The sequence below is a fragment of the Pseudomonas sp. MPB03 genome, assembly GCF_046605385.1.
Taxonomy (GTDB): Bacteria; Pseudomonadota; Gammaproteobacteria; order Pseudomonadales; family Pseudomonadaceae; genus Aquipseudomonas; species Aquipseudomonas zanjanensis.
Map to the genome: position 1 here is coordinate 1,801,261 of NZ_CP176770.1, position 24,161 is coordinate 1,825,421.

The following is a 24,161-nucleotide window of genomic DNA, read 5'->3' on the forward strand; positions in this document are numbered from 1 at the left end:
TCAATTCTCCAGGACGTCGAGCAGGCCCAGGGGCAGCGGCACGTCCATCAGCTTGTCGAACAACAGATAAAGACCGATGGCCATCAGGCTGATGATCACCACGCTCGGTACCCAGCGACCGCCATACAGGCGCGCCATCGGCACACCGACCAAGATGCTGGCGACGATGAAGCCCAGGGGTTCGAAGGTCCCGGCGAAAACCAGCAGCAGCGCGACGCAGATGCCGATCTTCTGCAGGGTTTCACGGTCCAGTTGCGGGTCGTCCTCGCTGTGTATGACGGGCGTAGGGCGAAACAGCATGTACAGCAGCGCCAGGCCCATCAGTCCCAGGATCAATAATGGAAAGGCGCGCGGGCCGACCGGTTCGTAGGAAAAGGCGGCCTGATACGGCCAGGCCATCAGCGCCAGGCCGAGACAGGCCAGCAGCAGCACTGCGGCAAAAATACGTTGGATGGTGAGCATGACTAACTCCTGGGCGGCGCCGGTTGTGCCGGCGCCGCCGCGAGAACAGGGAGGATTACTGGATCAGGCCGAACTCTTTGGCCAGCGTCTTGTAATCAGCCACTTGCTTCTTCACATAGGTGTCCAGTTCCGGGCCGGTCATGGCGAACGGGAACAGCTCGCGCTGGTCGCGCAGCTTGGCGAACTCTTCGGAGGCCAGCAGTTTGTCGAAGGCGTCTTTCCACCAGGCGTAGTCTTCATCGCTGACCTTCGGCCCGAGGTAGAAGCCGCGGACCACAGGCCAGACGATGTCGTAGCCTTGTTCCTTGGCGGTCGGAATGTCTTTCATTTCCGGCTCGTCGATGCGTTTCTCGGCAAACACCGCGAGCAGGCGCATGTCACCGCTCTGGATGTGCGGCATGGAGTCGGAAATATCCGTACTGCCTACCTGGATGTGCCCGCCAAGCAGTGCGGTGGCGATTTCGCCGCCGCCTTCGAGGGCCACGTAGCGCAGGTCGCGAGGGTTGATGCCGGCGGCCTTGGCGATGAGGGCGGTCTGCATCCAGTCCTGGCTACCCACGGTGCCGCCGGAGCCGATCACCACCGAGCCCGGATCTTTCTTCAGGGCCTGTACCAGATCGTCGAGGGTCTTGTAGGGCGAGTCGCTTTTCACGGCGATGGCGCCATAGCTGGTACCCACGGCGGCCAGCCAGCGCACGGCACTTTCATCGAAACGACCGAACTTGCCTTGGGCCAGGTTCAGCAGTGAGCCGCTGGACCAGGCCACCAGCGTACCGGCGTCGGCCGGGCGCTGGGCGACCACCGCGTTGTAGGCCACCGCGCCGACACCGCCGGGCATGTAGGTGACGCGCATCGGTTTGGTCAGCAGCTTCTGGTTGACCAGCGCGCTTTGCGCCAGCTTGCACGTCAGGTCGAAACCGCCACCGGGGGAGGCCGGGGCGATACATTCCGGGCGCTTCGGTTCTTTGGATGGATCAGCGGCGAGCAATTGCCCGGCGAACATCAGGCATCCGGCTGCCAGGGCTACTTTACGCAGTGATAGGCTCATTGTTGTCTCCACAGGAGTTGTTGTTGTGTGTTGTAGATGGGGCATTGCAAGCTTGAAGCTGTAGCGCAACTGCGCAGCGTTTCAACGACGCGGCAGGTCACGTTGCGCGCATGCACCTTGTCGTCGATGCAAATCGGCGCAGGCGTCGGCACAGGCAAGGGTAGTCTGGTTGGAGCGCAAAAGAGGGGCGGGTGTGAAGGCCTGGAGGTGCATGGACCGCATGATGAATACTCCGCTTATTGTTTTTATTCGGCGAAAACGCTTCGAGGCGTTTTTCGTTCGCGATCTGTTTCGCGACCGGCAGTCGTAACTGTCCGTTTCAAGACTCTAACGACCGAACCTTTCGCTAACCTTTCAAAACCTTTCAGCGTGTTTTTTGGCTTCACAGTGGCGGATGCGGCTGTAAACTCCGCGCCAAAGAATGGCGTCGGCCATCCCTGAATCGAGGAATAACCCATGCGTGTCCTGCTCGTCGAAGACCATCTGCAGCTCGCCGAAAGCGTTGCCCAGGCGCTCAAGAGCACCGGTTTGACCGTGGATGTGTTGCATGATGGCGTCGCGGCCGACCTGGCCTTGAGCAGTGAGGAATACGCCGTGGCGGTCCTCGATGTTGGGCTGCCGCGCATGGACGGTTTCGAGGTGCTGGCGCGTCTGCGAGCCCGTGGCAAGACGTTGCCGGTGCTGATGCTGACCGCCCGCAGCGACGTCAAGGACCGCGTCCATGGCCTCAACCTGGGGGCCGACGATTACCTGGCCAAGCCATTCGAGCTCACCGAGCTGGAGGCCCGGGTCAAGGCCCTGCTGCGCCGCAGCGTACTGGGCGGAGAACGCCAGCAGCGCTGCGGCGGGCTGGTCTACGACCTGGACACCCGCCGTTTTACCCTCGACGATGAACTACTGACCCTGACCTCCCGCGAGCAAGCCGTGCTGGAAGCGTTGATTGCCCGGCCGGGGCGGGTGATGAGCAAGGAGCAACTGGCGGCCCAGGTGTTCGGACTGGACGAAGAGGCCAGCCCCGACGCCATCGAAATCTACGTCCACCGCCTGCGCAAGAAACTCGACGGCCATGCGGTGGCGATCGTCACGTTCCGCGGCTTGGGCTATCTTCTGGAAAATCGCAATGCATAAGCCCGACAGCCTGCGCTGGCGGTTGCTTCGCAACCTGGCCTTGCTGCTGGTGGTGCTGATGCTCGCCAGCGGTTTGAGCGCTTATTGGAACGGCCGCGAGGCGGCGGACACCGCCTATGACCGGACCCTGCTGGCCTCGGCCCGGACCATCGCCGCAGGCCTGTCCCAGCGCGACGGCAGCCTCAGCGCGGATGTGCCCTACGTGGCTCTGGACACCTTTGCCTACGACAGTGCCGGACGGATTTATTACCAGGTCAACGACATCGACAAGAAGTTGATTTCCGGCTACGAAAACCTCCCCGGCCCGCCACCCGGAACGCCCCGCACGGACGATTACCCAGCCCTGGCGCGTTTTTATAACGCTCAATACCAGGGGCAGAACGTGCGCGTGGTGAGCCTGCTCAAGGCCGTGAGCGAGCCGAACATGAACGGCATGGCGGAAATTCGCGTGGCCGAGACCGAAGAGGCGCGGGTCAGCATGGCCCGCAGCCTGATGGCCGACACGCTGTTGCGCCTGGGCATGCTGGCCGTGGGCGCGCTGCTGTTGGTGTGGTTCGCCGTCAGCGCGGCGCTGCGCCCGCTGGAGCGTTTGCGCACGGCAGTGGAGGAGCGTCAGCCGGACGATCTGCGGCCGTTGCCGCTGGTGGAGGTGCAGCACGAGTTATGGCCGCTGGTGCGGGCCCTCAACCATTTCACCGAGCGCCTGCGCGGGCAGTTCGAACGTCAGGCGCAGTTCATCGCCGATGCCGCCCACGAACTGCGCACGCCCTTGGCCGCGCTCAAGGCGCGCCTGGAGCTGGGCTTGCGCGCCAGCGAGCCGGTGACCTGGCGTGAAACCCTGGAAACCGCGGCCCAGGGGACCGATCGATTGACCCACCTGGCCAACCAGTTGTTGTCCTTGGCGCGGGTGGAAAATGGCGCCCGGGCCATTGCCGAAGGCGGCGCGCAGTTGCTCGATCTGAGCCAGTTGGCCCGTGAGCTGGGCATGGCCATGGCCCCGCTGGCCCATGCCCGAGGCGTGGCGCTGGCCCTGGAGGCCGACGAACCGGTATGGCTGCGGGGCGAGCCGACCTTGTTGAACGAGCTGTTGAGCAATCTGGTGGACAACGCCCTGGCCCACACGCCGTCGGGCGGCAACGTAATCCTGCGGGTGTCAGCGCCGGCGGTGCTGGAAGTCGAGGACGATGGCCCCGGCATTCCGTTGCATGAGCGGGATCGGGTATTCGAGCGGTTCTATCGACGTAACCAGCAAGTGGCCGGCTCGGGACTCGGGTTGGCGATCGTCGGCGAAATCTGCCGCGCGCACCTGGCGCAGATCACTTTGCACGACGGGCAGGAGCGTGGGTTGAAGGTGCGGGTGAGTTTTGTCCCGGGATAAACCTGGCGATGCCAAACCCTGTGGCGAGGGAGCTTGCTCCCGCTGGGTTGCGAAGCAGCCCTAAGCTTTTGCGGCCGCTACGCGACCGAGCGGGAGCAAGCTCCCTCGCCACAAAAGCAACTGCCTGACTGCAAAATAGCGGCATGGCCAAGAGGCCTTCGTGGCTTCAGATCCTTTTAATAGAACATCGACCGCGCTTCTTCGATATCCGCGCAGCGGGCCTTGTTTTCCGGGTCGATGCCCAGTTTCTTGAAGGCCGGGACGCCGAACACGTCGATCCTGGACAGCGGGTGGTCGGTGTCCTTGTAGCAGTACAGCGCAGCGACCTGCACCAGGTCGACATAATCGATTTGCTTGGAGTCCCGGCTGAAATCCAGGTACAGCCCTGGCAGCTTCACCAACCGCTCCGGAAACTCCCAGACACTGAGCAACTTGTCCCCCAGCACCGGGTGAATCGTCTCGATGACGTGGTTGAGGCTGACCGGGTCCGACAGCAATTCATTATTGTCTTGTGCATACGTGAGGATCGGCAGCACGCCGATCTGATGCACCAGCCCGCCCAACGCGGCCTGGTCGGGCTTGAGTTGGGTGTAGCCGCGACACAGCGCATAGCTGACGCCGGCGATCTCCAGGCTCTTGCGCCAGACTTCGCGCATCTTCAGTTCCACCACCTCGGAGCGGGCATGGAAAATCTGCTCCATCACCAGGCCGATGGCCAGGTTGCTGCTGTAGTTGACGCCCAGTCGAGTGATGGCCGTGTGCAGGTCTGTGACTTCCTGGGTGGCGCGCAACAGCGGGCTGTTGACCACTTTTATCAGGCGTGCCGAGAGGGCCGTATCGCGGCCGATCACTTTGCTCAGGTTGCTGACGCTGATTTCCGGGTCTTCGGCGGCCCGGCGAATCTGCATGGCCACTTCCGGTAATGTTGGCAGAACCAGGTCGTCGTTATCGATGGCCTGTACCAAATCCCGTTGGACCTTATCCGCCAAATCGCTCATTTAGGTTCTCTAGAGTACTGCGGCAAATACTGCGATCAGCGCTGGATTTCGCGGTCGCGGTCCAGTTCGTAAGGCAGGTCCAACAATTGAAGGTGCGGGCCTTCCAAGGCACCGAGGTGCACATTGTCATCTTCTGCTGCTTCGGCCTGCAAAACCGCCAGCAGTTCAATGTTTCCCTCGCCGCGGGCGGCAATCACCACTTCGCCGATGGAACTGCCATGCGTGGGGGAGAACAGCGCCGTGCCGGGTTCCGGCAGTTCGCTGGCGTCCAGCCGCAGGCGATACAGGCGGCGCTTGAGCTTGCCCAGGTATTGCATGCGGGCGACGATTTCCTGGCCGGTGTAGCAGCCTTTCTTGAAACTGACGCCGCCGACGGCTTGAAGGTTGAGCATCTGTGGAATGAACAATTCGCGGGTGGCCGGCATGACTTGGCCGATCCCGGCGCGAATCTGACCCAGCAGCCACGGGTTCAGGTCCGCCTCGGCCAGTTCGGCGCCCAGGCGGGTGCGCAGTGCCTGGGCCTGGTCGGCGGGGACCCACAATTCGGCGCGGCCGGGGGAAACACGGATGGCGATCAAGGCTTCATGGCGCGCCACGCTGTCGGTGTCGCTCGGCAGTTCCAGGCCCAGGCCGGCCAGGGTCGTGTCGGCGTTTTCCAGGCCGAAGCGAACCCAGGCGGCGCTTTCGTCGGTGAGCTTGGATTTGGAGAACACGGCATATTTTTTCAGATCCGCCAGTTGCGGTTCGAGCAGTTCGGTGGCCATGGCCATCAACACGCCGTCGCCTTCGAGCAGGATGCGGAAACTCGATTGCATCCGGCCTTTCTGGGTGCAGCGGGCGCCGAGGCTGGCCCGGCTGTCGCTCAGGTAGTCGAGGTTGCAGGTCAATTGGCCTTGCAGGAATTTGCTGGCATCCACGCCGCGGACCGCGAGGACGCCTTCGTGGGACAGGGTGCAGAAAAAAGCGAAATCAGCCATGGGTCATCGCAGGGTAAAAAGTCTGGTAGACATCATAAGGGGACGCCCTTGAAATGGGTAGTTCACAAAGGATCGATGGCGCCCGACCAAAGCTGTCTGTTCCGCTGCGGTGGGGCCTGTATACTTGCGCTCTATTTGAGGAGCGCTCCATGGTCGAAGACGTTGAACTGAATCGCCTCTACTGGCACAGCCGCCGCGGCATGCTTGAGCTGGATGTGTTGCTGGTGCCGTTCGTGAAAGAGGTTTATCCCCATCTCAATGAAGTGGACCGTGCGTGCTACGTCCGCTTGCTCGAATGCGAGGATCAGGACATGTTCGGCTGGTTCATGGAGCGCAGCGAATCCGAAGACCCTGAGTTGCAGCGCATGGTCCGGATGATCCTGGACCGTGTCCAGCCCAAGTAATCGCTTCGAATGCCGCTGGCAGGCCTCCGGGCAACTGCTGGCGGCTTACCTGCTGGCCCAGGTGTTCGCTTTGGGTTCGTTGTTCCTGTTGTCCGTGCCGTCCTGGTGCGCGGCGCTTGGCGTCGTAGTGTGCCTGGCCCATGGCGCCTGGGTCATTCCTCGACATTTATGGCTGACCCATCGCCGGGCCTTTTGCGGGTTGCGGCGTAATGCCGCCGGTTGGCAGCTCTGGAGCCGGGCCGACGGCTGGCGGGCTGTGCAATTCCGTCCCGACAGCCTGGCGCTGCCGATGATCATCGTGCTGCGCTTTCGCCTGCAGGGCGAGCGGCGGGTTCGCTCGCTGTGCGTGCCCCGCGACGCGCTGGCGCCGGATGTCCATCGGCGCCTGCGAGTGCAGCTCAGGTTCAGTCGGCGTAGGTGGGCGGCACCAGGATAGTGTCCAGCGCCTCGGGCAGCAGGTTCGGGTAGTCGAGGGTGTAATGCAGCCCCCGGCTTTCCTTGCGCTCCATGGCCGAGCGAATCATCAGTTCGGCCACCTGGGCCAGGTTGCGCAACTCGATCAGGTCGCGGCTGACTTTGTAGTTGCTGTAGAACTCGTCGATCTCATCCAGCAGCAAGCGCACCCGGTGCTGTGCCCGTTGCAGGCGCTTGTTGGTGCGCACGATGCCGACGTAGTCCCACATGAAGCGCCGCAGCTCGTCCCAGTTGTGGGCGATAATCACGTCTTCGTCCGAGTCGGTGACCTGGCTGGCGTCCCACGAGGGCAGGGCGACCGGAATGGCGATCTGTGGCAATTGCTCGAGGATGTCTGCCGCCGCCGAGCGGGCGTAGACGAAACATTCCAGCAGCGAGTTGCTGGCCATGCGGTTGGCGCCGTGCAGGCCGGTGAAGCTGGTTTCGCCAATGGCGTAGAGGCCCGGCACATCGGTGCGGCCGCGTTGGTCGACCATCACGCCACCGCAGGTGTAATGCGCTGCCGGCACCACCGGGATCGGTTGCTTGGTGATGTCGATGGAGAATTCCAGGCAGCGCTCGTACACCGTCGGGAAGTGGCTCTTGATGAACGCTTCGGGCTTGTGGCTGATGTCCAGGTAGACGCAATCGATACCCAGGCGCTTCATTTCATGGTCGATGGCCCGGGCGACGATGTCCCGTGGTGCCAGTTCGGCGCGCGGGTCGAAGCGTTGCATGAAGCGTTCGCCGTTGGGGAGTTTCAAATGAGCCCCTTCGCCACGCAAGGCCTCGGTCACCAGGAAACTCTTGGCCTGTGGGTGGTAGAGGCAAGTGGGGTGGAACTGGTTGAACTCCAGGTTCGCCACCCGGCAACCCGAGCGCCAGGCCATGGCGATGCCGTCGCCGCAGGCGCCATCGGGGTTGCTGGTATAAAGGTAGACTTTCGCCGCACCCCCGGACGCCAGGATGACGAAGCGCGCGCCGTAGGTGTCGACTTCACCGGTGCCGCGATTGAGCACGTAGGCGCCGAGGCAGCGATCACCGTCCAGGCCCAGGCGTTTTTCGGTGATCAGGTCGACCGCGACGCGCTGTTCCAGCAATTCGATGTTCGGCCGTTGTCGCGCCTGGGCGAGCAGGGTCTTGAAGATCGCCGCGCCCGTGGCGTCGGCTGCGTGAATGATGCGCCGATGGCTGTGGCCGCCTTCGCGGGTCAGGTGGAACTCGAAACCGCCGTCTTCGGTGCTCGATTGTTCGTCACGGGTAAACGGCACGCCCTGGTCGATCAGCCACTGGATGGCTTCCCGGCTGTGCTCGACCGTGAAGCGCACCGCTTGCGGATCACAAAGGCCGCCGCCAGCGTTGAGGGTGTCGTCGACGTGGGATTCAATGGTGTCGGTATCGTCCAACACGGCGGCGACGCCGCCCTGGGCCCAGAAGGTCGAACCGTTGGCCAGGTCGCCCTTGCTCAGTACTGCGATGCGCAAGTGCGCAGGCAAGGTCAGGGCCAGGCTCAATCCGGCGGCACCGCTGCCGATTACCAGAACATCATGTTGGAACTGTTGGCTCATTCGAATGGTTTCCGCTCAAGGCGACCCGGGTCGGGGTTGGCGCCAGACACCGCTTCAACGGGTCGGGCAGCCACGCAGCCCACTAGTATATAGAGGGGGGGATCGGCACAATAGCCGGGCATTCATGGCAATGTGAAACCAGTGTGACAGAAAAGCGGCACGCTTCGTCGGATCAGCCGGTTGGCTCTGAGTCGACAAAGGCGTCTGTTTCGAAGACAGAACGCTGTTTATCACGTCATGGTCGTCCATTATTCTATTTGCGACGCTGGAAATAGCGGGAACTTTTGCCAGGCGCCTACGTTCAATAGACGGTTGTCTGCAAAAGGGAGCAGCGTCGGGTTGATGCAGGATTTCGATTGGAATCCCTGCCAACAGGCCCGGCGACAGATTATTCGCGCAGCCGGGGAATCTCCTGCTGCGTTTTTCGTGCGTGCCGAGATCAGAGCGCGTCGGAAACTTGCTTGGAAGGGGGAGAACTTTTGCGAAAAGCCCGAGTCTATGTTTGCAAGCCCGGTCAATTAGTAATGCAAGCCTCCTTCGAGCTTATCGAGGAGTGTTCATGCTAACCCAGGAAGAGGATCAGCAGCTGGTCGAGCGCGTCCAACGCGGCGACAAGCGAGCTTTCGATCTGCTAGTGCTGAAATACCAGCACAAAATTCTCGGGTTGATCGTGCGTTTCGTGCACGACACCCATGAAGCGCAGGATGTCGCTCAGGAAGCCTTCACAAGGCCTACCGCGCACTTGGTAATTTTCGCGGTGACAGCGCGTTTTATACGTGGCTTTACCGCATCGCCATCAACACGGCGAAAAACTATCTGGTTTCACGCGGCCGCCGGCCGCCGGATAGCGATGTAAGTTCTGAAGATGCCGAGTTCTACGATGGCGATCATGGCCTCAAGGATCTCGAATCACCGGAACGTGCGTTGCTGCGGGATGAGATCGAAGGCACCGTCCATCGAACCATCCAGCAACTGCCTGAAGATTTGCGTACGGCTTTAACTTTACGTGAGTTCGACGGTCTGAGTTACGAAGACATTGCGAGCGTCATGCAATGTCCTGTGGGCACCGTGCGCTCCCGGATTTTCCGCGCTCGGGAGGCCATTGATAAAGCCCTGCAACCGTTGTTGCAGGAAAACTAGAGACAGCGGCGACAGCCAAGAGAGGAACGCCATGAGTCGTGAAGCCCTGCAGGAATCGCTGTCCGCAGTTATGGACAACGAAGCGGACGAACTTGAATTACGTCGGGTATTGAATGCCTTCGACGATGTTGAAACACGTGAGACCTGGGCTCGTTACCAGATCGCCCGGGCTGTGATGCACAAGGACTTGTTGCTTCCTCGCCTGGACATCGCTGCCGCCGTTTCTGCTGCATTGGCTGACGAAGCCGTACCGGCAAAAGCTTCTCGCGGACCATGGCGCAGCCTGGGTCGCCTGGCGGTAGCCGCGTCGGTCACCGTCGCTGTACTGGCGGGTGTACGTCTGTACAACCAGGATGAGATTGCTGGCGTGCAGATGGCGCAGCAGTCCAATCAGCCTGGCTTGGCCGCTCCACAGGTCAAGGGCCCAGCGGTATTGGCCGGTTACAGCGAAGGTTCGGAAACCGCAGGCCCAATGGCCAACGGTGTTCTGCAAGGCCAGCCTGGCTGGCATGATCAGCGCCTGCCCAACTACCTGCGTCAGCATGCCCAGCAAGCTGCCCTGAAAGGTACCGAAAGCGCGCTGCCTTACGCCCGTGCCGCCAGCCTGGAAAACCGTTAATAAGGAAAGCCATTGCGCGCCATACCTCTATTCACGCTTCTGCTTGGTGGCTGGTGTGCAATTCCAGCCCATGCCGATGAGGCTCAGGACTGGTTGAACCGCCTGAGTCAAGCCGAGCAACAGCAGAGCTTCCAGGGCACTTTCGTTTACGAGCGCAACGGTAGTTTTTCTACCCATAACATCTGGCATCGCGTCCAGGATGGCAAGGTCCGCGAGCGGTTACTCCAGCTCGACGGCTCGGCACAGGAAGTCGTGCGCATTGATGGGCATACTCAATGCGTAAGCGGCTCCTTGATCCCGGGGCTGGGCAATACGCCGGACAGCACTTCACGTGCGCTCGATCCGCAAAAACTCAAGAATTGGTATGACCTTGCAGTCATTGGCAAGTCACGTGTGGCCGGACGTCAAGCGGTCATCGTTGCGCTGACGCCCAAGGACCAGCATCGCTATGGCTTCGAGCTGCACCTGGACAGAGAAACCGGCCTGCCGCTCAAATCCTTGTTACTCAATGACAAAGGCCAGTTGCTCGAGCGCTTCCAGTTTACCCGCATGAATCTCGCCGCGCCCGCAGACGCTGATTTGCAGGCCAGCCCCGATTGCAAGGCTGTCACGCAGGATCCTGGCAAGGCCGTCGCGGCGAAAACCGCCTGGCACTCGGACTGGCTGCCGCCCGGCTTCGAGCTGACCAGCAGTGCCGCACGCAAGGACCCGGACTCCCAGGTCCAGGTCAGCAGCCTGATGTATGACGACGGGCTCGCGCGCTTCTCGGTGTTCCTGGAGCCGTTGAACGGTGCCAACGCCACCGATACCCGTACCCAGCTCGGCCCGACGGCGGCCGTGTCTCGCAGGCTGACGACGCCCCAGGGCGAAATGATGGTCACGGTGGTCGGTGAAATTCCTATCGGTACGGCGGAACGGATCGCGCTGTCCATGCGCTCTGACGTCACGGCGACCCAATAACCTGCTGGCTGCACGGGTGATTCGATTGCGCGAGAGGCCGATGACGCCAGGGCTTGATCGAAATGCCGAAACTTCCTGTCAGCATTTTCATTTGCAAAAACTCAGCTTTTTTTCTATAGGTCAGAGCCGCTCGGCTCTGGCCTTGTCTGTTCCCGGAACAAAAATACCGGCGTATCTTTCCCTGGTATTCCTTGCTCCATATCGCTTAACCATGCTCGTCGTAACGGGAGCCGTATGTCGATACCACGCTTGAAAACCTATCTCTCCATTTTTGCCACCGTGCTTGTGCTCGGCCAGGCCGTTCCTGCCGTGGCGGTGGAATTGCCCGATTTCACGCAACTGGTCGAGCAGGCTTCACCCGCCGTGGTGAACATCAGCACCACCCAGAAGCTGCCGGATCGCCGTGTATCGGACCCGCAGATGCCGGACCTGGAAGGCTTGCCGCCCATGCTGCGGGAGTTCTTCGAGCGCGGCATGCCGCAACAGCCGCGCTCGCCCGGCGGTGGCCGCCAGCGCGAAGCGCAATCCCTGGGCTCGGGGTTCATCATTTCGCCTGATGGCTACATCCTGACCAACAACCATGTGATCGCCGACGCCGACGAAATCCTGGTGCGCCTGGCCGACCGCAGCGAACTCAAGGCCAAGCTGATCGGCACCGACCCACGTTCCGACGTGGCGCTGTTGAAAATCGAAGGCAAGGACCTGCCGGTGCTCAAGCTGGGCAAATCCCAGGACCTGAAAGCCGGCCAATGGGTGGTGGCCATCGGTTCGCCGTTCGGCTTCGATCACACCGTGACCCAGGGCATCGTCAGCGCCATCGGTCGCAGCCTGCCGAACGAAAACTACGTGCCGTTCATCCAGACCGACGTGCCGATCAACCCGGGTAACTCCGGTGGCCCGCTGTTCAACCTCGACGGTGAAGTGGTCGGCATCAACTCGCAGATCTATACCCGTTCGGGCGGCTTCATGGGCGTGTCCTTCGCCATTCCGATCGACGTGGCCATGGACGTGTCCAACCAGCTGAAAAGCGAAGGCAAGGTCAGCCGTGGCTGGTTGGGCGTGGTGATCCAGGAAGTGAACAAGGATCTGGCCGAGTCGTTCGGGCTGGATAAACCTGCCGGTGCGCTGGTGGCGCAGATCCAGGAAGGTGGCCCGGCTGCCAAGGGCGGCCTGCAAGTGGGTGACGTGATCCTGAGCATGAACGGCCAGCCGATCGTCATGTCCGCGGACCTGCCGCACCTGGTGGGCGCTCTCAAGGCCGGCGCCAAGGCTAATCTGGAAGTGATTCGCGAAGGCAAGCGCAAGAACGTCGAACTGACCGTCGGCGCCATTCCTGAAGAAGGCAAGGAACTGGATTCGCTGCCAAAATCCGGCGTCGAGCGCAGCAGCAACCGCCTGGGCGTGGCCGTGGCCGAGCTGACCGAAGAGCAGAAACGCACCCTGGAACTGCAGGGCGGTGTGGTGATCAAGGAAGTGCAGGACGGCCCTGCCGCGCTGATCGGTCTCCAGCCGGGCGACATCATCACGCACCTGAACAACCAGGCCATTGGTTCGGCCAAGGAGTTCACCGACATCGCCAAGGCATTGCCGAAGAATCGTTCGGTGTCGATGCGGGTCCTGCGCCAGGGGCGCGCGAGCTTCATCACCTTCAAGCTGGCCGAATGACCGGTTAGCGGCTCATAAAAAACCGCCTCGAGAGAGGCGGTTTTTTATTGTCTGGCCAATGCTCAGCCCATCATGTCCTTGACCATGCGCTCCTGCTCCATGAGTTCCCGCTGGCGCGCATCGATGCGTGACGAAAGGGGGAAGTTGGTGCCGGCGCGCCGTTTGGCGAAGTCCAGTTGCTGGATGGCCTGACGGTAATCGCCCACCAGGGCGAAGTACTCGGCACGGGCCTGATGCAGGCCAATGATGTTGCCGGACAGCCCACGGGTCTCGGCCACCATGTACCAGACGTCCGGATCGTCCGGGCGTGACTTGAGCAGGGTTTCCAGGGCCTTCTCGGCGTCGGCGGGACGGTTCTGCTTGAGCAGCAGGTCGACGCGGACCTGGTTGAGCGGATAATTGCCTGGGTACTGGCTCAGCATCCGGTCGACGCGGGACTGAGCGTCGGCCAGTTTGTTGCTGGTGATGTCCAGGTCCACCAGGGCGAGGTTGTAGATGATCTCGTTGGGTGATTTGGCCAGCAGCGGCTTGAGGTTCTCCCGAGCTTCGTTCAACTGACCGCCCTTGATCTGCGCGATCGCCAGGCCATAGCGTGCCACGTCGTTCTTCGGGTTCTCGTCCAGCTGTGCCCGGAAGCGCTTGGCGGCCAGGCCCGGGGTTTCTTCATAGGTCAGTTGGACCCGTGCACGAATCAATTGATAGCGCACGCTGTCCTCGATGCCGCCCGGCCTGGCCTGTTCGGCGCGGTTACGGGTGTCGGCGATCCGCGATTCGGTCACCGGGTGAGTCAGCAGGAATTCCGGGGGCTTGGCGTCGAACCGATACTGGCGCATCAGGCGCTCGAACATGGTGGGCATGGACCGCGGGTCGTAGCCGGCCTTTTCCAGGTTCTGGATGCCGATGCGGTCGGCTTCCTGTTCGTTCTGGCGCGAGAAGCGCCGTTGTTCCTGAATGGCGGCGGCCTGGGTCCCGGCGATGGCGGCGATCCCGGCGTCACCGCCACCGGCAGCGGCAATCACGATGCCGGCCAGCAGTGCGGCCATCATCGGCACCTGCATGCGTTGCTGGGCTTCGACGCCACGGGCGAAGTGGCGCTGTGACAAGTGGGCCAGTTCGTGGGCCATGACCGAGGCGTATTCGCCTTCGGTCTGGGCGTTGAGGAACAGGCCGCCGTTGACCCCGACGATCCCGCCCGGTGCGGCGAAGGCGTTGAGCTGCGGACTGTTGATCAGGATGAATTCCAGGCGCCGGTCGTTGACCTGGCTGGTCTCCACTAACTTGTAGACGCTGGTTTCGACGTAGTCCTTGAGCTGTGGATCGTTGAGCTGTGAAACCTGGCTGCGCAGCAGGGCCAGCCAGGCGCGACCCAATTGGTGCTCCTGTTCTGGCGAGACGATGGCAGAACTGGCATCGCCAAGTGACGGCAAGTCGTCGGCGAAGCCCGGTGAGGCAAGCAGGCAAGCGAGCGTCAGCAGGGTGGGGCGCAGAAATGTCATGCACGAGGCCTTAGTTGACAAAGACCCTACTGTAGCCGGACACCGGGCCCGGGACCAGATATTCTAGGCCGCTCAACGACCTGCCGCGGAGCGAACCCATGACTGATGCTGTAGCCCACGATGCCGAACTGGACGCCAGCGGCCTGAACTGTCCGTTGCCGTTGCTCAAGGCCAAGCTGGAACTCAATCGCCTGGCCAGCGGCAGTGTCCTCAAGGTGATCGCCACGGATGCGGGCTCGCAACGTGACTTTCGCACCTTCGCCCGATTGGCCGGTCATACGCTGCTGCGTGAAGAAGACGAAAACGGCGTCTACCGTTATTGGCTGAAAAAAGCCTGAAAACACCGACAGCGTCCTTAAGGATTTTTAATGTTCAAAGTGTTACGCGACTGGATTCAGCGCTACTTCTCCGATGAAGAGGCGGTGGTCCTGGCAGTGCTGTTGTTCCTGGCCTTTACCGCCGTGCTCACGTTGGGCGGCATGCTGGCGCCGGTGCTGGCGGGGATGGTGCTGGCGTACCTGATGCAGGGGCTGGTCACGACGCTGGAGCGTCTGCGGCTGCCCGGCACCGCGGCAGTGGGGCTGGTGTTCGCCCTGTTCATGGGTGTGCTGGTGGTGTTTCTCGTGGTGATCGTGCCGTTGCTCTGGCACCAGTTGGTGACCCTGTTCAATGAGTTGCCAGGCATGCTCGCCAAATGGCAATCCTTGCTGTTGCTGCTGCCCGAGCGTTATCCGCACCTGGTGTCCGATGAGCAAGTGTTGCAGACCATCGAAGTGGTGCGCGGCGAGATTGGCAAGTTCGGCCAATGGGCGCTGACGTTTTCACTGTCCAGCCTGCCGCTGCTGGTCAACATCATGATCTACCTGGTACTGGTGCCGATCCTGGTGTTTTTCTTCCTCAAGGACCGGGAAATGATCGGGCGTTGGGTTCGCGGCTACCTACCGCGCGAGCGGGCGCTGATTACCCGCGTGGCTCAGGAGATGAACCGGCAGATCGCCAATTACATTCGCGGAAAAGTCATCGAGATCTTCATCTGCGGCGGCGTGACCTACATCGGCTTCGTGACCATGGGGCTCAACTATGCTGCCCTGTTGGCGCTGCTGGTGGGCATTTCGGTGGTGGTGCCTTACGTCGGCACGGTGGTGGTGACCGTGCCGGTGGCCTTGATTGCCCTGTTCCAATGGGGCTGGAGCGATCAGTTCATCTACCTGATGGCGGTCTACGGGATCATCCAGACCCTGGACGGCAACGTGCTGGTCCCGCTGCTGTTCTCCGAGGCGGTGAACCTGCACCCGGTGGCGATCATCTGCGCGGTGCTGCTGTTTGGCGGGCTGTGGGGGTTCTGGGGGGTGTTCTTTGCGATTCCCCTGGCGACGCTGTTCAAGGCGGTGCTGGATGCATGGCCGAGCAAGGAGCCGGTGGTGGCGCCGTTGTTGTAGCTTGTAATGGGGGTGATGCTGATGGCCTCATCGCGAGCAAGCTCGCTCCCACATTGGATTGGTGGTGTTAATCAAATCCCTGTGGGAGCGAGCTTGCTCGCGATGGCGCCAGTACAGGCGGCGAAAATTTCAGGCCTTGTTCAGGGCCTGGGCCGCCACCAACACCGCATCCACATGCCCCGGCACTTTCACGCCACGCCATTCCTGGCGCAGCACACCCTCCTTGTCGATCAGAAAGGTGCTGCGGTCAACGCCCAGGTATTCCTTGCCATAGAGCTTTTTCAGCTTGATCACGTCGAACAATTGGCAGATGGCCTCGTCCTTGTCGCTGATCAGCTCGAACGGGAACTCCTGTTTGCACTTGAAGTTCTCGTGGGACTTGAGGCTGTCCCGGGAGACGCCGAACACTTCAGTGTTGGCGGCTTGGAATTGTGCATATTGATCGCGAAAACCCTGGCCTTCGGTGGTGCAGCCAGGGGTGCTGTCCTTGGGGTAGAAATAAATCACCACCTGCTTGCCCTTGAGGGCGGCGAGGCTGATGGTCTGCCCGCTGGTGGCAGGCGCCTGGAAATCGGTAACCGGCTGGTCGACGGCAACGGCCATGAACGCTTCCTTACATTGGGTTTTGTGGGCGCCACGGCTCGATCAGGGCATCCAGGTTCATCGCATCGGCGAAGTCCAGGAACTGATCGCGCAGCCAACTGATCTGGGTGCCGGCCGGCAGGGTCACGGTGAACGTGGCGTTGAGCATGGTGCCGCCGGTCTGCGGAGCCTGATAGGTGTCGCAGGTCAGGTTTTCCAGCTCGACGTGATGGTCCATGAAGAACTGGCACAGCTCGTTGATGATGTCCGGACGGTAGGCCGAACTCACGTAGGCCACGTAGGGCAGGGCCTGGGGACGGTTCTCCAGGGCGGCGCTGCGCACCACGTTGACGGTAAAGGCATGCTTCTTGGCCAGTACCGGCAGGCTGCCTTCCAGGCGCGCCAGGGCGTCCCAGCTGCCGGAGATCTCGAGCACGAGTGCACTGCATTCGCCATGACGGGTCAGGCGGGAGGTCACGACGGCGCAGCGATTTTCATGGCTGGCGCGGCACAGGACGTTAGTCAGCTCCATGGGGTTGGCGCCGAGGGCACTGATAACAAGGAATTGTTCGCGGACTGTGGGGGTGGACATGCAGCATTCCTAAAGCGATGAGCGGTCGGCACCTTTGCCGCTCGACACGGCGCCCGGCCCCGAAAAACGAACGGCTCAAGCCTGGTGCCCGGGGTTGTGCTGCATTCCGTGACAACAGGAATGCAGCAGGACAAACCCGGGATCGGGGCTTGTGGCGTCGAAAACGGAGGCTGGAAACCGGCGTATGAGCTTGTCGGTACCGATCAAAGCCTGAAGGGTAGCGAAAACCAACGCCAAGGGGAATGGTAGTTCGCTTGTACAAGCATCTTGGCGCCAGTACCATTACGCTCTCTTTTTCCGGCAGGAGCGGTTTCATGATTGCGGGCAGTATGGTGGCTCTGGTCACACCCATGGATGCAGACGGGCGTCTTGACTGGGACAGCCTCAGCAAACTCGTGGACTTCCACCTTGAGAACGGCACCCATGCCATTGTCGCCGTCGGTACCACCGGCGAGTCGGCAACGCTTGATGTAGAAGAACACATCGCCGTGATCAAAGCCGTGGTCAAGCAAGTTGCCGGGCGCATTCCGGTCATCGCCGGCACGGGCGCCAACTCGACCCGCGAAGCCGTCGAGCTGACCCGCAACGCCAAGGAAGCCGGTGCCGACGCCTGCCTGCTGGTCGTCCCGTACTACAACAAGCCGACCCAGGAAGGCTTGTACCAGCACTTCAAGCACATTGCCGAAGCCGTCGACATCCCGCAGATCCTCTACAACGTTCCCGGCCGCACCTCCTGCGACATGCAGGCCGAGACCGTGATCCGCCTGTCCACTGTGCCGAACATCATCGGCATCAAGGAAGCCACCGGCGACATGAAGCGCGCCAAGGCCATTCTCGATGGCGTGGGCAAGGACTTCATCGTGCTGTCCGGTGATGATCCGACCGCGGTCGAACTGATCCTGCTGGGTGGCAAGGGCAACATCTCCGTCACTGCCAACGTCGCGCCGCGCGAAATGGCCGACCTGTGCGAGGCCGCGCTCAAGGGCGACGCCGAGACCGCACGGGCCATTAACGAAAAACTGATGCCGTTGCACAAGGACCTGTTCATCGAGGCCAACCCGATTCCGGTGAAGTGGGCCTTGGTCGAAATGGGCTTGATGCACGATGGCATCCGCCTGCCACTGACCTGGTTGAGCACCCCCTGTCACGAACCGCTGCGGCAGGCCCTGCGCCAGTCCGGCGTCCTGGTTTAATTGAGGAAGTACAACGCATGAAGCGAATGGCCGGACTTTCCGCACTTGCCTTGATTATCTCCAGCACCAGCGGCTGCGGATGGATCTGGGGGCCGGAGGGTTACTTCCGCGACCGTGGTAGTGATTACCTGCAAGCGCAACAGACTGCACCGATGCAACTGCCGCAAGACGTCAGCGTCGCCAAGCGCCTGGATCCGTTGTTGCCGATCCCGCGCAACGTCGCGGACGACAGCGTGAAGGGCGAATACATCGTTCCGCGTCCACAGCCGCTGTCGGCCGTGGCCGATGCCAGCGACTACACCCTGCAGAAGAGTGGCGATTCCAGCTGGGTCATGGGCCAGCACCCACCGGCCGAAGTCTGGCCCGTGGCGATCCAGTTCTTCCAGGACAACGGTTTCCGCCTGGACGAACAGCGCCCGCAAACCGGCGAGTTCACCACCACCTGGCAGCGTTCCGATGAACTGTCCGCCGCCATGGCCAAGCGCCTGAGCGCCGCCGGTGTCGCGGCCGACAGCGAAACCCGCGTGCGGGTGCGCATCGAGCCGGGCGTGCAGCGCAACACCAGTGAAATCTACGTGGTCAGCGCCGAGCGTCCTGCCGGCAGCACCGCCGACGTGGCCTTCACCAACCGTTCGGTCAATACCGGTCTCGACGCTGCGCTGGTGGACGACATGCTTGCCAGCATGAGCCGTACCGCAGAGCAGGGCGGTTCGGTGTCGATGCTGGCGACCCGGGACTACGATACGCCGAGCCGCGTCAGCCTGAACGAAGACGGCAGCGGCAACCCGGTGCTCAACGTCGGCTCCGACCTGGACCGTGCCTGGTCGAGCGTTGGCCGTGCGCTGGAGCAGGGCGAGTGGCGCGTTGAGGACATCAACCGCAGCCTGGGCCTGTACTACATCAACCTGGCTGAAAAGGCCGAGAGGAAAGACGAGAAGCCTGGCTTCTTCAGTGGCCTGTTCGGCAGCAAGCCGGACAAGGAAGAAGTCGAAGCCCGCGCCGAGCGTTATCAGGTTCGCCTGAGCAAGGTCGGCGACAACGTCCAGGTCACCGTCGAGAAAAACATCAATACCGTGGCGCCGGCCGATGTGGCCCGCAAGGTGTTGAGCGTGATTCAGGACAACCTGGGCTGATCCGATGCGTTTTGCCGTTCTCGGCAGCGGTAGCCAGGGCAACGGCACGCTGATCGCCAGCGCCGGCACGTATGTGCTGGTCGATTGTGGTTTCTCCCTGCGGGAAACCGAGAAGCGCCTGTTGCGCCTGGGTGTGCACCCGGCGCAACTGAGCGCGATACTCGTGACCCACGAACATGCCGACCACGTGCATGGCGTGGGTTTGCTGTCTCGGCGCTACAATGTGCCGGTGTACCTGAGCCGTGGCACGCTGGAAGGCCTGCGCAAGCCCATCGAGCCAGCGGGTTTCGTGGCCGGTGGCGAGCAACTGCGCATCGGTGGCCTGGACATCAGCGTGGTCAGCGTGGCTCATGACGCTCGGGAGCCAACGCAGTATGTGTTCAGCGACGGCGAGCGGCGCTTCGGGTTGCTGACCGACCTGGGGTCGTATTGCGACAGGGTGATGGACAGTTACCGGGACCTCGATGCGTTGATGATCGAGTCCAACCACTGCCGTGACATGCTGGCCCGTGGTTACTACCCGTACTTTCTCAAGCAGCGGGTCGGCGGGGAGCACGGACATTTGAACAACCACCAGGCCGCGTTCCTGGTGGCCGAGTTGGGCTGGCAAGGCCTGCAACACCTGGTCCTGGCCCATCTGAGCAGCAAGAACAACCTGCCGCAGCTGGCCCGGCAATGTTTTGTCGACACCCTCGGGTGCGACCCGGACTGGCTGCAACTGGCCGATCAAGATTCAGGGCTCGACTGGCGACATATCGCCTAGCCCACTACTTAGCAAGCGGAGCCCATCATGGAAAAACGTGAAGAACTCTACCGCGGCAAAGCCAAGTCGGTTTACAAGACCGACGACGCTGACCGCTTGATCCTGCTGTTTCGTAACGACACCTCGGCGTTCGACGGCAAGCGCATCGAACAGCTGGACCGCAAGGGCATGGTGAACAACAAGTTCAACGCCTTCATCATGCAAAAGCTCGAAGCCGCCGGCGTGCCGACCCAGTTCGACAAGCTGCTGGGCGACAACGAATGCCTGGTCAAGAAGCTGGACATGATCCCGGTCGAATGCGTCGTGCGTAACTACGCCGCCGGCAGCCTGGTCAAGCGCCTGGGCGTGGAAGAGGGCATGAAGCTCAACCCTTACACCTTCGAGCTGTTCCTGAAGGACGACGCCAAGGGCGACCCGTTCATCAACGAATCCCACGTCGTGGCATTCGGTTGGGGCACCGCCGAGCAGTTGGCGCGCATGAAGGAATTGTCCCTCAAGGTCAACGACGTGCTGACCAAGCTGTTCGACGACGCCGGCCTGCTGCTGGTGGACTTCAAGCTTGAATTCGGCGTGTTCAGCGACGGCTCCATCGTCCTGGGCGACGAGTTCAGCCCGGACGGCTGCCGCCTCTGGGACAAGGACACCAAGAAGAAAATGGACAAGGACCGCTTCCGCCAAGGCCTCGGTGACGTCATCGAAGCCTACGAAGAAGTTGCCCAGCGCCTGGGTGTGCCGCTGTAATCGACGCAAGCATCTGATAGCACGGAAAAAATTTCGCTCGGGGGTTCGCTTCCGGCGAATGTGCTGGTATGATGCGCGCCACTGGAGAGATGCCGGAGTGGCCGAACGGGACGGATTCGAAATCCGTTGTACTGGCGACAGTACCTAGGGTTCAAATCCCTATCTCTCCGCCATTATTGTGTATGACTAAGCCCCTGAAATGGTTGAACGTTTCAGGGGCTTTTTCGTTTCCGATGATTAAGGTAGGGTATTTTTAGGGCAAAAACACCTTCGGCGAGCTCGGTGGCGTCCCTATGCTCCGTTACGGTGGAAGAGCAATCCCTGCTCATTCAGCGGATCTCAGTGACAAACATTCACTGGAACGCTAAAGTCAGCCATCAAATGGCTACCAAGAGCGTTAGCGCTCATTTAGAGGGATCTAATGTCTAGACGCCAGTACCCGGTTGAAATGGCGAATCTCGTTTGCAAATTTGGGAGTCAGAATCTTCTCGATTATTTCGCAGAAATTGTGCTTCCGTCCTTTTCTGATCCTGATCTCAAAAGAGTTTATGGGGCGACGGAGTTTTTCTTTGAAAACGTTGAGTTAGTTACAGTTGATAACCGTGTTTTACTTGTTGGTCGATTTATCAAAGATATGGTTCTAGAACGAGAGCAAATTTATACAAAGTCGGGATTGGTAGAGGATCACGAGGAAATGCAGTCCTCACCCTCTTCTATTTTTGTCTTGGTTCTTGATATTCATCGCCTTATCTTCCTTAAAGAAACGAGGTTCGCTCCAACGCTGGATAATTTCAAGTCGACACTTGAAAATTTTTTGAAGCGTAATCATAAAGCTTATATTGATGCTATATACGATCATCGTAAAGAGAGCGGTGAAAAGGTAACGAAAAAACAATTGATGCTTGACGTTTTTCCACCTACTTTAGAATTGATTCCGTTAACTTCCGCTCAGAGTATTGACTCATTTGTTCGGCAGTATGACGTTTTGAGTTCGGTTACATATAAGTTTTCAAATCGTAATGATGAACATGACAACGAAGGTTTTTTCGAAGCTGTGCAGCGTCAGAAGGATGAGGTCAATAGTAAGACGACTACAATTCGTCACTCAAACTCTGAAGGGTTGGATAAAGATAGTGTTATCGAAGAAGTGCAGGCTGCCACGGTTCAGGGGAATCAGAAGGTAACGCTTGTAGGTAAAGATAGCTCGGGTACGGAGCTGCGTGGCGACAATGAGCATTTCCAGCTTAAGAGTTATGTTGAGTTAACAACGAACTCGCCTTCGCAAGCTGCGCCTACTCTGTTTCAAAAATTCATTCAGTTGGTAGGCGACGGTATGATCCAAGTCGCAGCTCCCACCCTGGCTGCGATTGCCAAACTCACTCCTTATCGTAGGTGAAGCAGTGAACGATGATTTGTCTCCCAAGGCATTGATGGATGAGAAAAGCTTGTGGGCGATTTACGTCAAAGCGAGACGAATTCCCTTCAGTTCATTTAACTTTTGGACGACGTTTACTGTTTTTATTTTGGTGGTGCTTCAATATTGTATGTTGGAAATCTCATTGGATGAGAAGCTTAAAATTGTGCGTGAGTTTAGCTCCATGGCTTTGGGGGTTGTGGTTTCTGTCTTAGGCTTTATTTTGGCCGGTTTCACTATTTTTGCAACTATAAGTCAACCAGATATGCTTGTGGCTATGTCTAAGTACAGGCATGAGAAATCGCAGTTGTCCTTTCTGAAGAATAATTTTTTCATTTTTATGCGAGTGTTTATATATTACTTGGTTTATACGGTTTTCTGTCTGTTGGTAATTGTGTTCGCTATTAAAGGAGGGTTGGTGCATAAAATAGTCCAGCTCTCCCCGATATCATGGAAGATCACTGAGTGGTTGGTTGGTATGGCTTACGTTGCTCTTTATACGGGAATGTTTTTTTTGTTGATGCAATTAAAATCCTTTATCTACAATGTCTATCATACCGTCATGACTGCTATTCGCTGGAAAGCTATTCAATAAGGTTAGTGGTTGGCTTTAGCATTGTTCGAAATCCATCTGCTCGGATGCGAGGGTTGAGATGTTTTTTGTATCTCTTGGAATCCAGCGTCCATAATTTTTCCTTACGTTGTTGAGGGGAAGGGGGGCGATTATGAAGCGAGGCGATTACAAATTAACTCAAAATCGTGGGCAGTACCCCGATTCCTAAAGTGAACTCAAAATCGTGGTCTGCCCCCGTTTCTCTTGCTCAAAGAAAGGATCGAACTTGAAGGGCAGCTAGGAAAGTACTGAGCAGAGCGAGAAATTGCATGAAAGCGCTTGCAATAGGGATGGCACTCAGTGGGTCACTGGTTAGTCAGGTTGCAATGGGGGTGATCTATGCGGAGGTACCTGATGCCGCTTATGAAGCTCTCTCGCAATCCGCATTCTGCATGAATCACTTCTACTATCGCACGTCCAGCTATTTAGGACACCAAGCTGGATTTGCAGCTCAAACGGCGCTCGCATCTCAGATCGAGCAGTTGCACGACGGGGCTAAAGTTGCTGACGCTTTCAGGACGACTTTCAATGCGATTGATCGTTCAAAGAATGACAAAGAAGTGCCCTTCATTTGTAGGCAGTTCATTCCCCAAGATCACGACATGAGTGGGCATCAATTGAAATATTTCCTTTTGCACAGTGCGGATCAGCCCAAGTAGGCGTGTTCTGACGAAAAATCCCCCGTTTCCCTCAAAGTCTGCCATTCTACAGCAAACGACTGGTGGCACTGAGGAAAAGTAACTATACAAGAGCGGCGTAATATCCTCATGATGTGTAATATTGCAGGAGAGTTCTTATTGGAGGGAAGTCATGTCTAAGAATAATTCCGAAAGAGACACGAAGGCTCAGGCAGACATAGAGTTTGTCGACCTGCTCAATAGGGACAGCAAGGATAATTCTGAAAGGGTTCGGCCTGTCTCTCGTGGTCTGTTGCGGCGAATTCAAATTATTCGAAATCAGGCAGACGCCAATCGTCGTCGTGAGCGCCAAGAAGACTAAGCGTGACTTAACGTCGGTAGTGGGCGAAAAGGCGCTGTCATAGGTTAATTGAGCTTTCTAGTTACACGTTCCTCCGGAAAAGCCGTAGCGAGGCTAGAGGTGCGAATTGCGGCTATCTGATCTTCGGTCAAAGGGCCTCCATCCAGCTCATACTTTGGTAAGTAACGGTCAGTTAGCTGACGCAATGCGAGGGGAGCGACTTCAGTTTTATTCAGGCTGGTCTGAAGCGATTTTTTTGTGCGATTTGTCGACTTTTTTGTGGTAGCCATCGGAGTCTCCGAGGTGTGTGTATTCATGCTGATCAGCTTGTGTGACTAATCGAGTCCGGGCAAAGCGGAGGTTTCGTGTTATCGAACCATGCTCGTTTCGACGAGATGGGCTCCGTGAAAGTAATGC

At 59.4% G+C, this 24,161-nt stretch carries 25 protein-coding genes, 1 tRNA gene and 1 pseudogene; 19 read left to right on the top strand and 8 right to left on the bottom strand.

The window, feature by feature from the left end; genetic code table 11:
* Both ACLH0I_RS07975 and ACLH0I_RS07980 read right to left on the bottom strand, forming a co-directional pair.
* Window positions 1-462, bottom strand: a complete 462-nt coding sequence (locus ACLH0I_RS07975; RefSeq protein WP_411386733.1) for a tripartite tricarboxylate transporter TctB family protein — start codon at window positions 460-462, stop codon at window positions 1-3.
* Between the two features lie 55 nt (window positions 463-517).
* The gene (locus ACLH0I_RS07980) at window positions 518-1,510 is read right to left on the bottom strand and encodes a Bug family tripartite tricarboxylate transporter substrate binding protein (protein ID WP_411386734.1); all 993 of its coding nucleotides are present in this window, start codon (window positions 1,508-1,510) and stop codon (window positions 518-520) included.
* Between the two features lie 456 nt (window positions 1,511-1,966).
* Here ACLH0I_RS07980 and ACLH0I_RS07985 point away from each other — a divergent pair, with 456 nt between their 5' ends.
* Window positions 1,967-2,638, top strand: a complete 672-nt coding sequence (locus ACLH0I_RS07985; RefSeq protein WP_003198779.1) for a response regulator — start codon at window positions 1,967-1,969, stop codon at window positions 2,636-2,638.
* On the top strand, window positions 2,631-4,016 hold the full coding sequence (locus ACLH0I_RS07990) for a sensor histidine kinase (protein ID WP_186704542.1): 1,386 nt from the start codon (window positions 2,631-2,633) through the stop codon (window positions 4,014-4,016). Before ACLH0I_RS07985 ends, ACLH0I_RS07990 begins: the two co-directional genes overlap by 8 nt.
* A gap of 176 nt (window positions 4,017-4,192) precedes the next feature.
* On the opposite strand, the gene ACLH0I_RS07995 is transcribed toward ACLH0I_RS07990, so the two are convergent.
* Both ACLH0I_RS07995 and ACLH0I_RS08000 read right to left on the bottom strand, forming a co-directional pair.
* Window positions 4,193-5,014, bottom strand: a complete 822-nt coding sequence (locus tag ACLH0I_RS07995; protein ID WP_186704543.1) for an HDOD domain-containing protein — start codon at window positions 5,012-5,014, stop codon at window positions 4,193-4,195.
* A gap of 35 nt (window positions 5,015-5,049) precedes the next feature.
* Window positions 5,050-5,991, bottom strand: coding sequence for a YgfZ/GcvT domain-containing protein (locus tag ACLH0I_RS08000; protein WP_250962740.1), 942 nt, complete (start codon window positions 5,989-5,991; stop codon window positions 5,050-5,052).
* A gap of 149 nt (window positions 5,992-6,140) precedes the next feature.
* Between ACLH0I_RS08000 and ACLH0I_RS08005 the strand changes: the two genes are divergently transcribed.
* Both ACLH0I_RS08005 and ACLH0I_RS08010 read left to right on the top strand, forming a co-directional pair.
* Window positions 6,141-6,395 carry a succinate dehydrogenase assembly factor 2 gene (locus tag ACLH0I_RS08005; RefSeq protein WP_003184348.1) on the top strand — a complete coding sequence of 85 codons (255 nt, stop codon included), beginning with the start codon at window positions 6,141-6,143 and terminating at the stop codon, window positions 6,393-6,395.
* On the top strand, window positions 6,379-6,831 hold the full coding sequence (locus ACLH0I_RS08010) for a protein YgfX (protein ID WP_250962741.1): 453 nt from the start codon (window positions 6,379-6,381) through the stop codon (window positions 6,829-6,831). Before ACLH0I_RS08005 ends, ACLH0I_RS08010 begins: the two co-directional genes overlap by 17 nt.
* Here ACLH0I_RS08010 and nadB read toward each other — a convergent pair.
* Window positions 6,800-8,416 carry an L-aspartate oxidase gene (gene nadB / locus ACLH0I_RS08015; RefSeq protein ID WP_411386735.1) on the bottom strand — a complete coding sequence of 539 codons (1,617 nt, stop codon included), beginning with the start codon at window positions 8,414-8,416 and terminating at the stop codon, window positions 6,800-6,802. The genes ACLH0I_RS08010 and nadB overlap by 32 nt on opposite strands.
* A 559-nt stretch (window positions 8,417-8,975) precedes the next feature.
* On the opposite strand from nadB, the pseudogene rpoE reads away from it, so the two are divergent.
* The 4 genes and pseudogenes from rpoE to ACLH0I_RS08035 all read left to right on the top strand — a co-directional run bounded on the left by rpoE (window position 8,976) and on the right by ACLH0I_RS08035 (window position 12,800).
* Window positions 8,976-9,556 (top strand): annotated as a pseudogene (gene rpoE / locus ACLH0I_RS08020) (RNA polymerase sigma factor RpoE).
* 31 nt (window positions 9,557-9,587) lie between these two features.
* Window positions 9,588-10,175: a sigma-E factor negative regulatory protein gene (locus ACLH0I_RS08025; RefSeq protein WP_053120046.1), complete on the top strand. Its 588-nt coding sequence runs from the start codon at window positions 9,588-9,590 to the stop codon at window positions 10,173-10,175.
* Window positions 10,176-10,187: 12 nt separating this feature from the next.
* Window positions 10,188-11,135: a MucB/RseB C-terminal domain-containing protein gene (locus tag ACLH0I_RS08030; RefSeq protein ID WP_411386736.1), complete on the top strand. Its 948-nt coding sequence runs from the start codon at window positions 10,188-10,190 to the stop codon at window positions 11,133-11,135.
* A 234-nt stretch (window positions 11,136-11,369) separates the two neighbouring features.
* A complete protein-coding gene (locus ACLH0I_RS08035; RefSeq protein ID WP_411386737.1) occupies window positions 11,370-12,800 on the top strand; it encodes a DegQ family serine endoprotease in 1,431 nt (476 codons plus the stop codon).
* Between the two features lie 62 nt (window positions 12,801-12,862).
* Here the strand turns inward: ACLH0I_RS08035 and ACLH0I_RS08040 are convergent, their stop codons facing one another.
* Window positions 12,863-14,296 (bottom strand): M48 family metalloprotease, encoded by a 1,434-nt coding sequence (locus ACLH0I_RS08040; RefSeq protein WP_411386738.1) that lies wholly within the window; start codon window positions 14,294-14,296, stop codon window positions 12,863-12,865.
* A 98-nt stretch (window positions 14,297-14,394) separates the two neighbouring features.
* Here ACLH0I_RS08040 and ACLH0I_RS08045 point away from each other — a divergent pair, with 98 nt between their 5' ends.
* Together ACLH0I_RS08045 and ACLH0I_RS08050 are read left to right on the top strand one after the other, a co-directional pair.
* Complete coding sequence (locus ACLH0I_RS08045) at window positions 14,395-14,634, top strand: sulfurtransferase TusA family protein (protein WP_053120054.1); 240 nt, start codon at window positions 14,395-14,397, stop codon at window positions 14,632-14,634.
* A gap of 30 nt (window positions 14,635-14,664) precedes the next feature.
* Entirely contained in the window at window positions 14,665-15,735 is a 1,071-nt protein-coding gene (locus ACLH0I_RS08050; protein ID WP_186704550.1) for an AI-2E family transporter, read from the top strand.
* Window positions 15,736-15,864: 129 nt separating this feature from the next.
* Here the strand turns inward: ACLH0I_RS08050 and ACLH0I_RS08055 are convergent, their stop codons facing one another.
* Both ACLH0I_RS08055 and ACLH0I_RS08060 read right to left on the bottom strand, forming a co-directional pair.
* Complete coding sequence (locus ACLH0I_RS08055; RefSeq protein ID WP_250962747.1) at window positions 15,865-16,338, bottom strand: peroxiredoxin; 474 nt, start codon at window positions 16,336-16,338, stop codon at window positions 15,865-15,867.
* 10 nt (window positions 16,339-16,348) lie between these two features.
* The gene (locus tag ACLH0I_RS08060; RefSeq protein WP_003184325.1) at window positions 16,349-16,909 is read right to left on the bottom strand and encodes a glycine cleavage system protein R; all 561 of its coding nucleotides are present in this window, start codon (window positions 16,907-16,909) and stop codon (window positions 16,349-16,351) included.
* A 314-nt stretch (window positions 16,910-17,223) separates the two neighbouring features.
* Between ACLH0I_RS08060 and dapA the strand changes: the two genes are divergently transcribed.
* The 9 genes from dapA (at window position 17,224) to ACLH0I_RS08105 (ending at window position 23,765) form a co-directional block, all read left to right on the top strand.
* Window positions 17,224-18,102, top strand: coding sequence for a 4-hydroxy-tetrahydrodipicolinate synthase (dapA, locus tag ACLH0I_RS08065; protein WP_186704552.1), 879 nt, complete (start codon window positions 17,224-17,226; stop codon window positions 18,100-18,102).
* A 17-nt stretch (window positions 18,103-18,119) separates the two neighbouring features.
* The gene (gene bamC, locus ACLH0I_RS08070) at window positions 18,120-19,235 is read left to right on the top strand and encodes an outer membrane protein assembly factor BamC (protein ID WP_186704553.1); all 1,116 of its coding nucleotides are present in this window, start codon (window positions 18,120-18,122) and stop codon (window positions 19,233-19,235) included.
* Window positions 19,236-19,239: 4 nt separating this feature from the next.
* The gene (locus ACLH0I_RS08075; protein ID WP_250962750.1) at window positions 19,240-19,998 is read left to right on the top strand and encodes an MBL fold metallo-hydrolase; all 759 of its coding nucleotides are present in this window, start codon (window positions 19,240-19,242) and stop codon (window positions 19,996-19,998) included.
* Window positions 19,999-20,025: 27 nt separating this feature from the next.
* Window positions 20,026-20,739 (top strand): phosphoribosylaminoimidazolesuccinocarboxamide synthase, encoded by a 714-nt coding sequence (gene purC, locus ACLH0I_RS08080; protein WP_030141208.1) that lies wholly within the window; start codon window positions 20,026-20,028, stop codon window positions 20,737-20,739.
* A gap of 83 nt (window positions 20,740-20,822) precedes the next feature.
* Window positions 20,823-20,912, top strand: a tRNA-Ser gene (locus tag ACLH0I_RS08085).
* 248 nt (window positions 20,913-21,160) lie between these two features.
* On the top strand, window positions 21,161-22,135 hold the full coding sequence (locus ACLH0I_RS08090) for a hypothetical protein (RefSeq protein ID WP_411386739.1): 975 nt from the start codon (window positions 21,161-21,163) through the stop codon (window positions 22,133-22,135).
* 4 nt (window positions 22,136-22,139) lie between these two features.
* Window positions 22,140-22,748, top strand: coding sequence for a hypothetical protein (locus tag ACLH0I_RS08095; RefSeq protein ID WP_411386740.1), 609 nt, complete (start codon window positions 22,140-22,142; stop codon window positions 22,746-22,748).
* A gap of 287 nt (window positions 22,749-23,035) precedes the next feature.
* A complete protein-coding gene (locus tag ACLH0I_RS08100; RefSeq protein ID WP_411386741.1) occupies window positions 23,036-23,425 on the top strand; it encodes a hypothetical protein in 390 nt (129 codons plus the stop codon).
* A gap of 151 nt (window positions 23,426-23,576) precedes the next feature.
* Window positions 23,577-23,765 (top strand): hypothetical protein, encoded by a 189-nt coding sequence (locus ACLH0I_RS08105; protein WP_411386742.1) that lies wholly within the window; start codon window positions 23,577-23,579, stop codon window positions 23,763-23,765.
* Window positions 23,766-24,161: the final 396 nt, after the last annotated feature.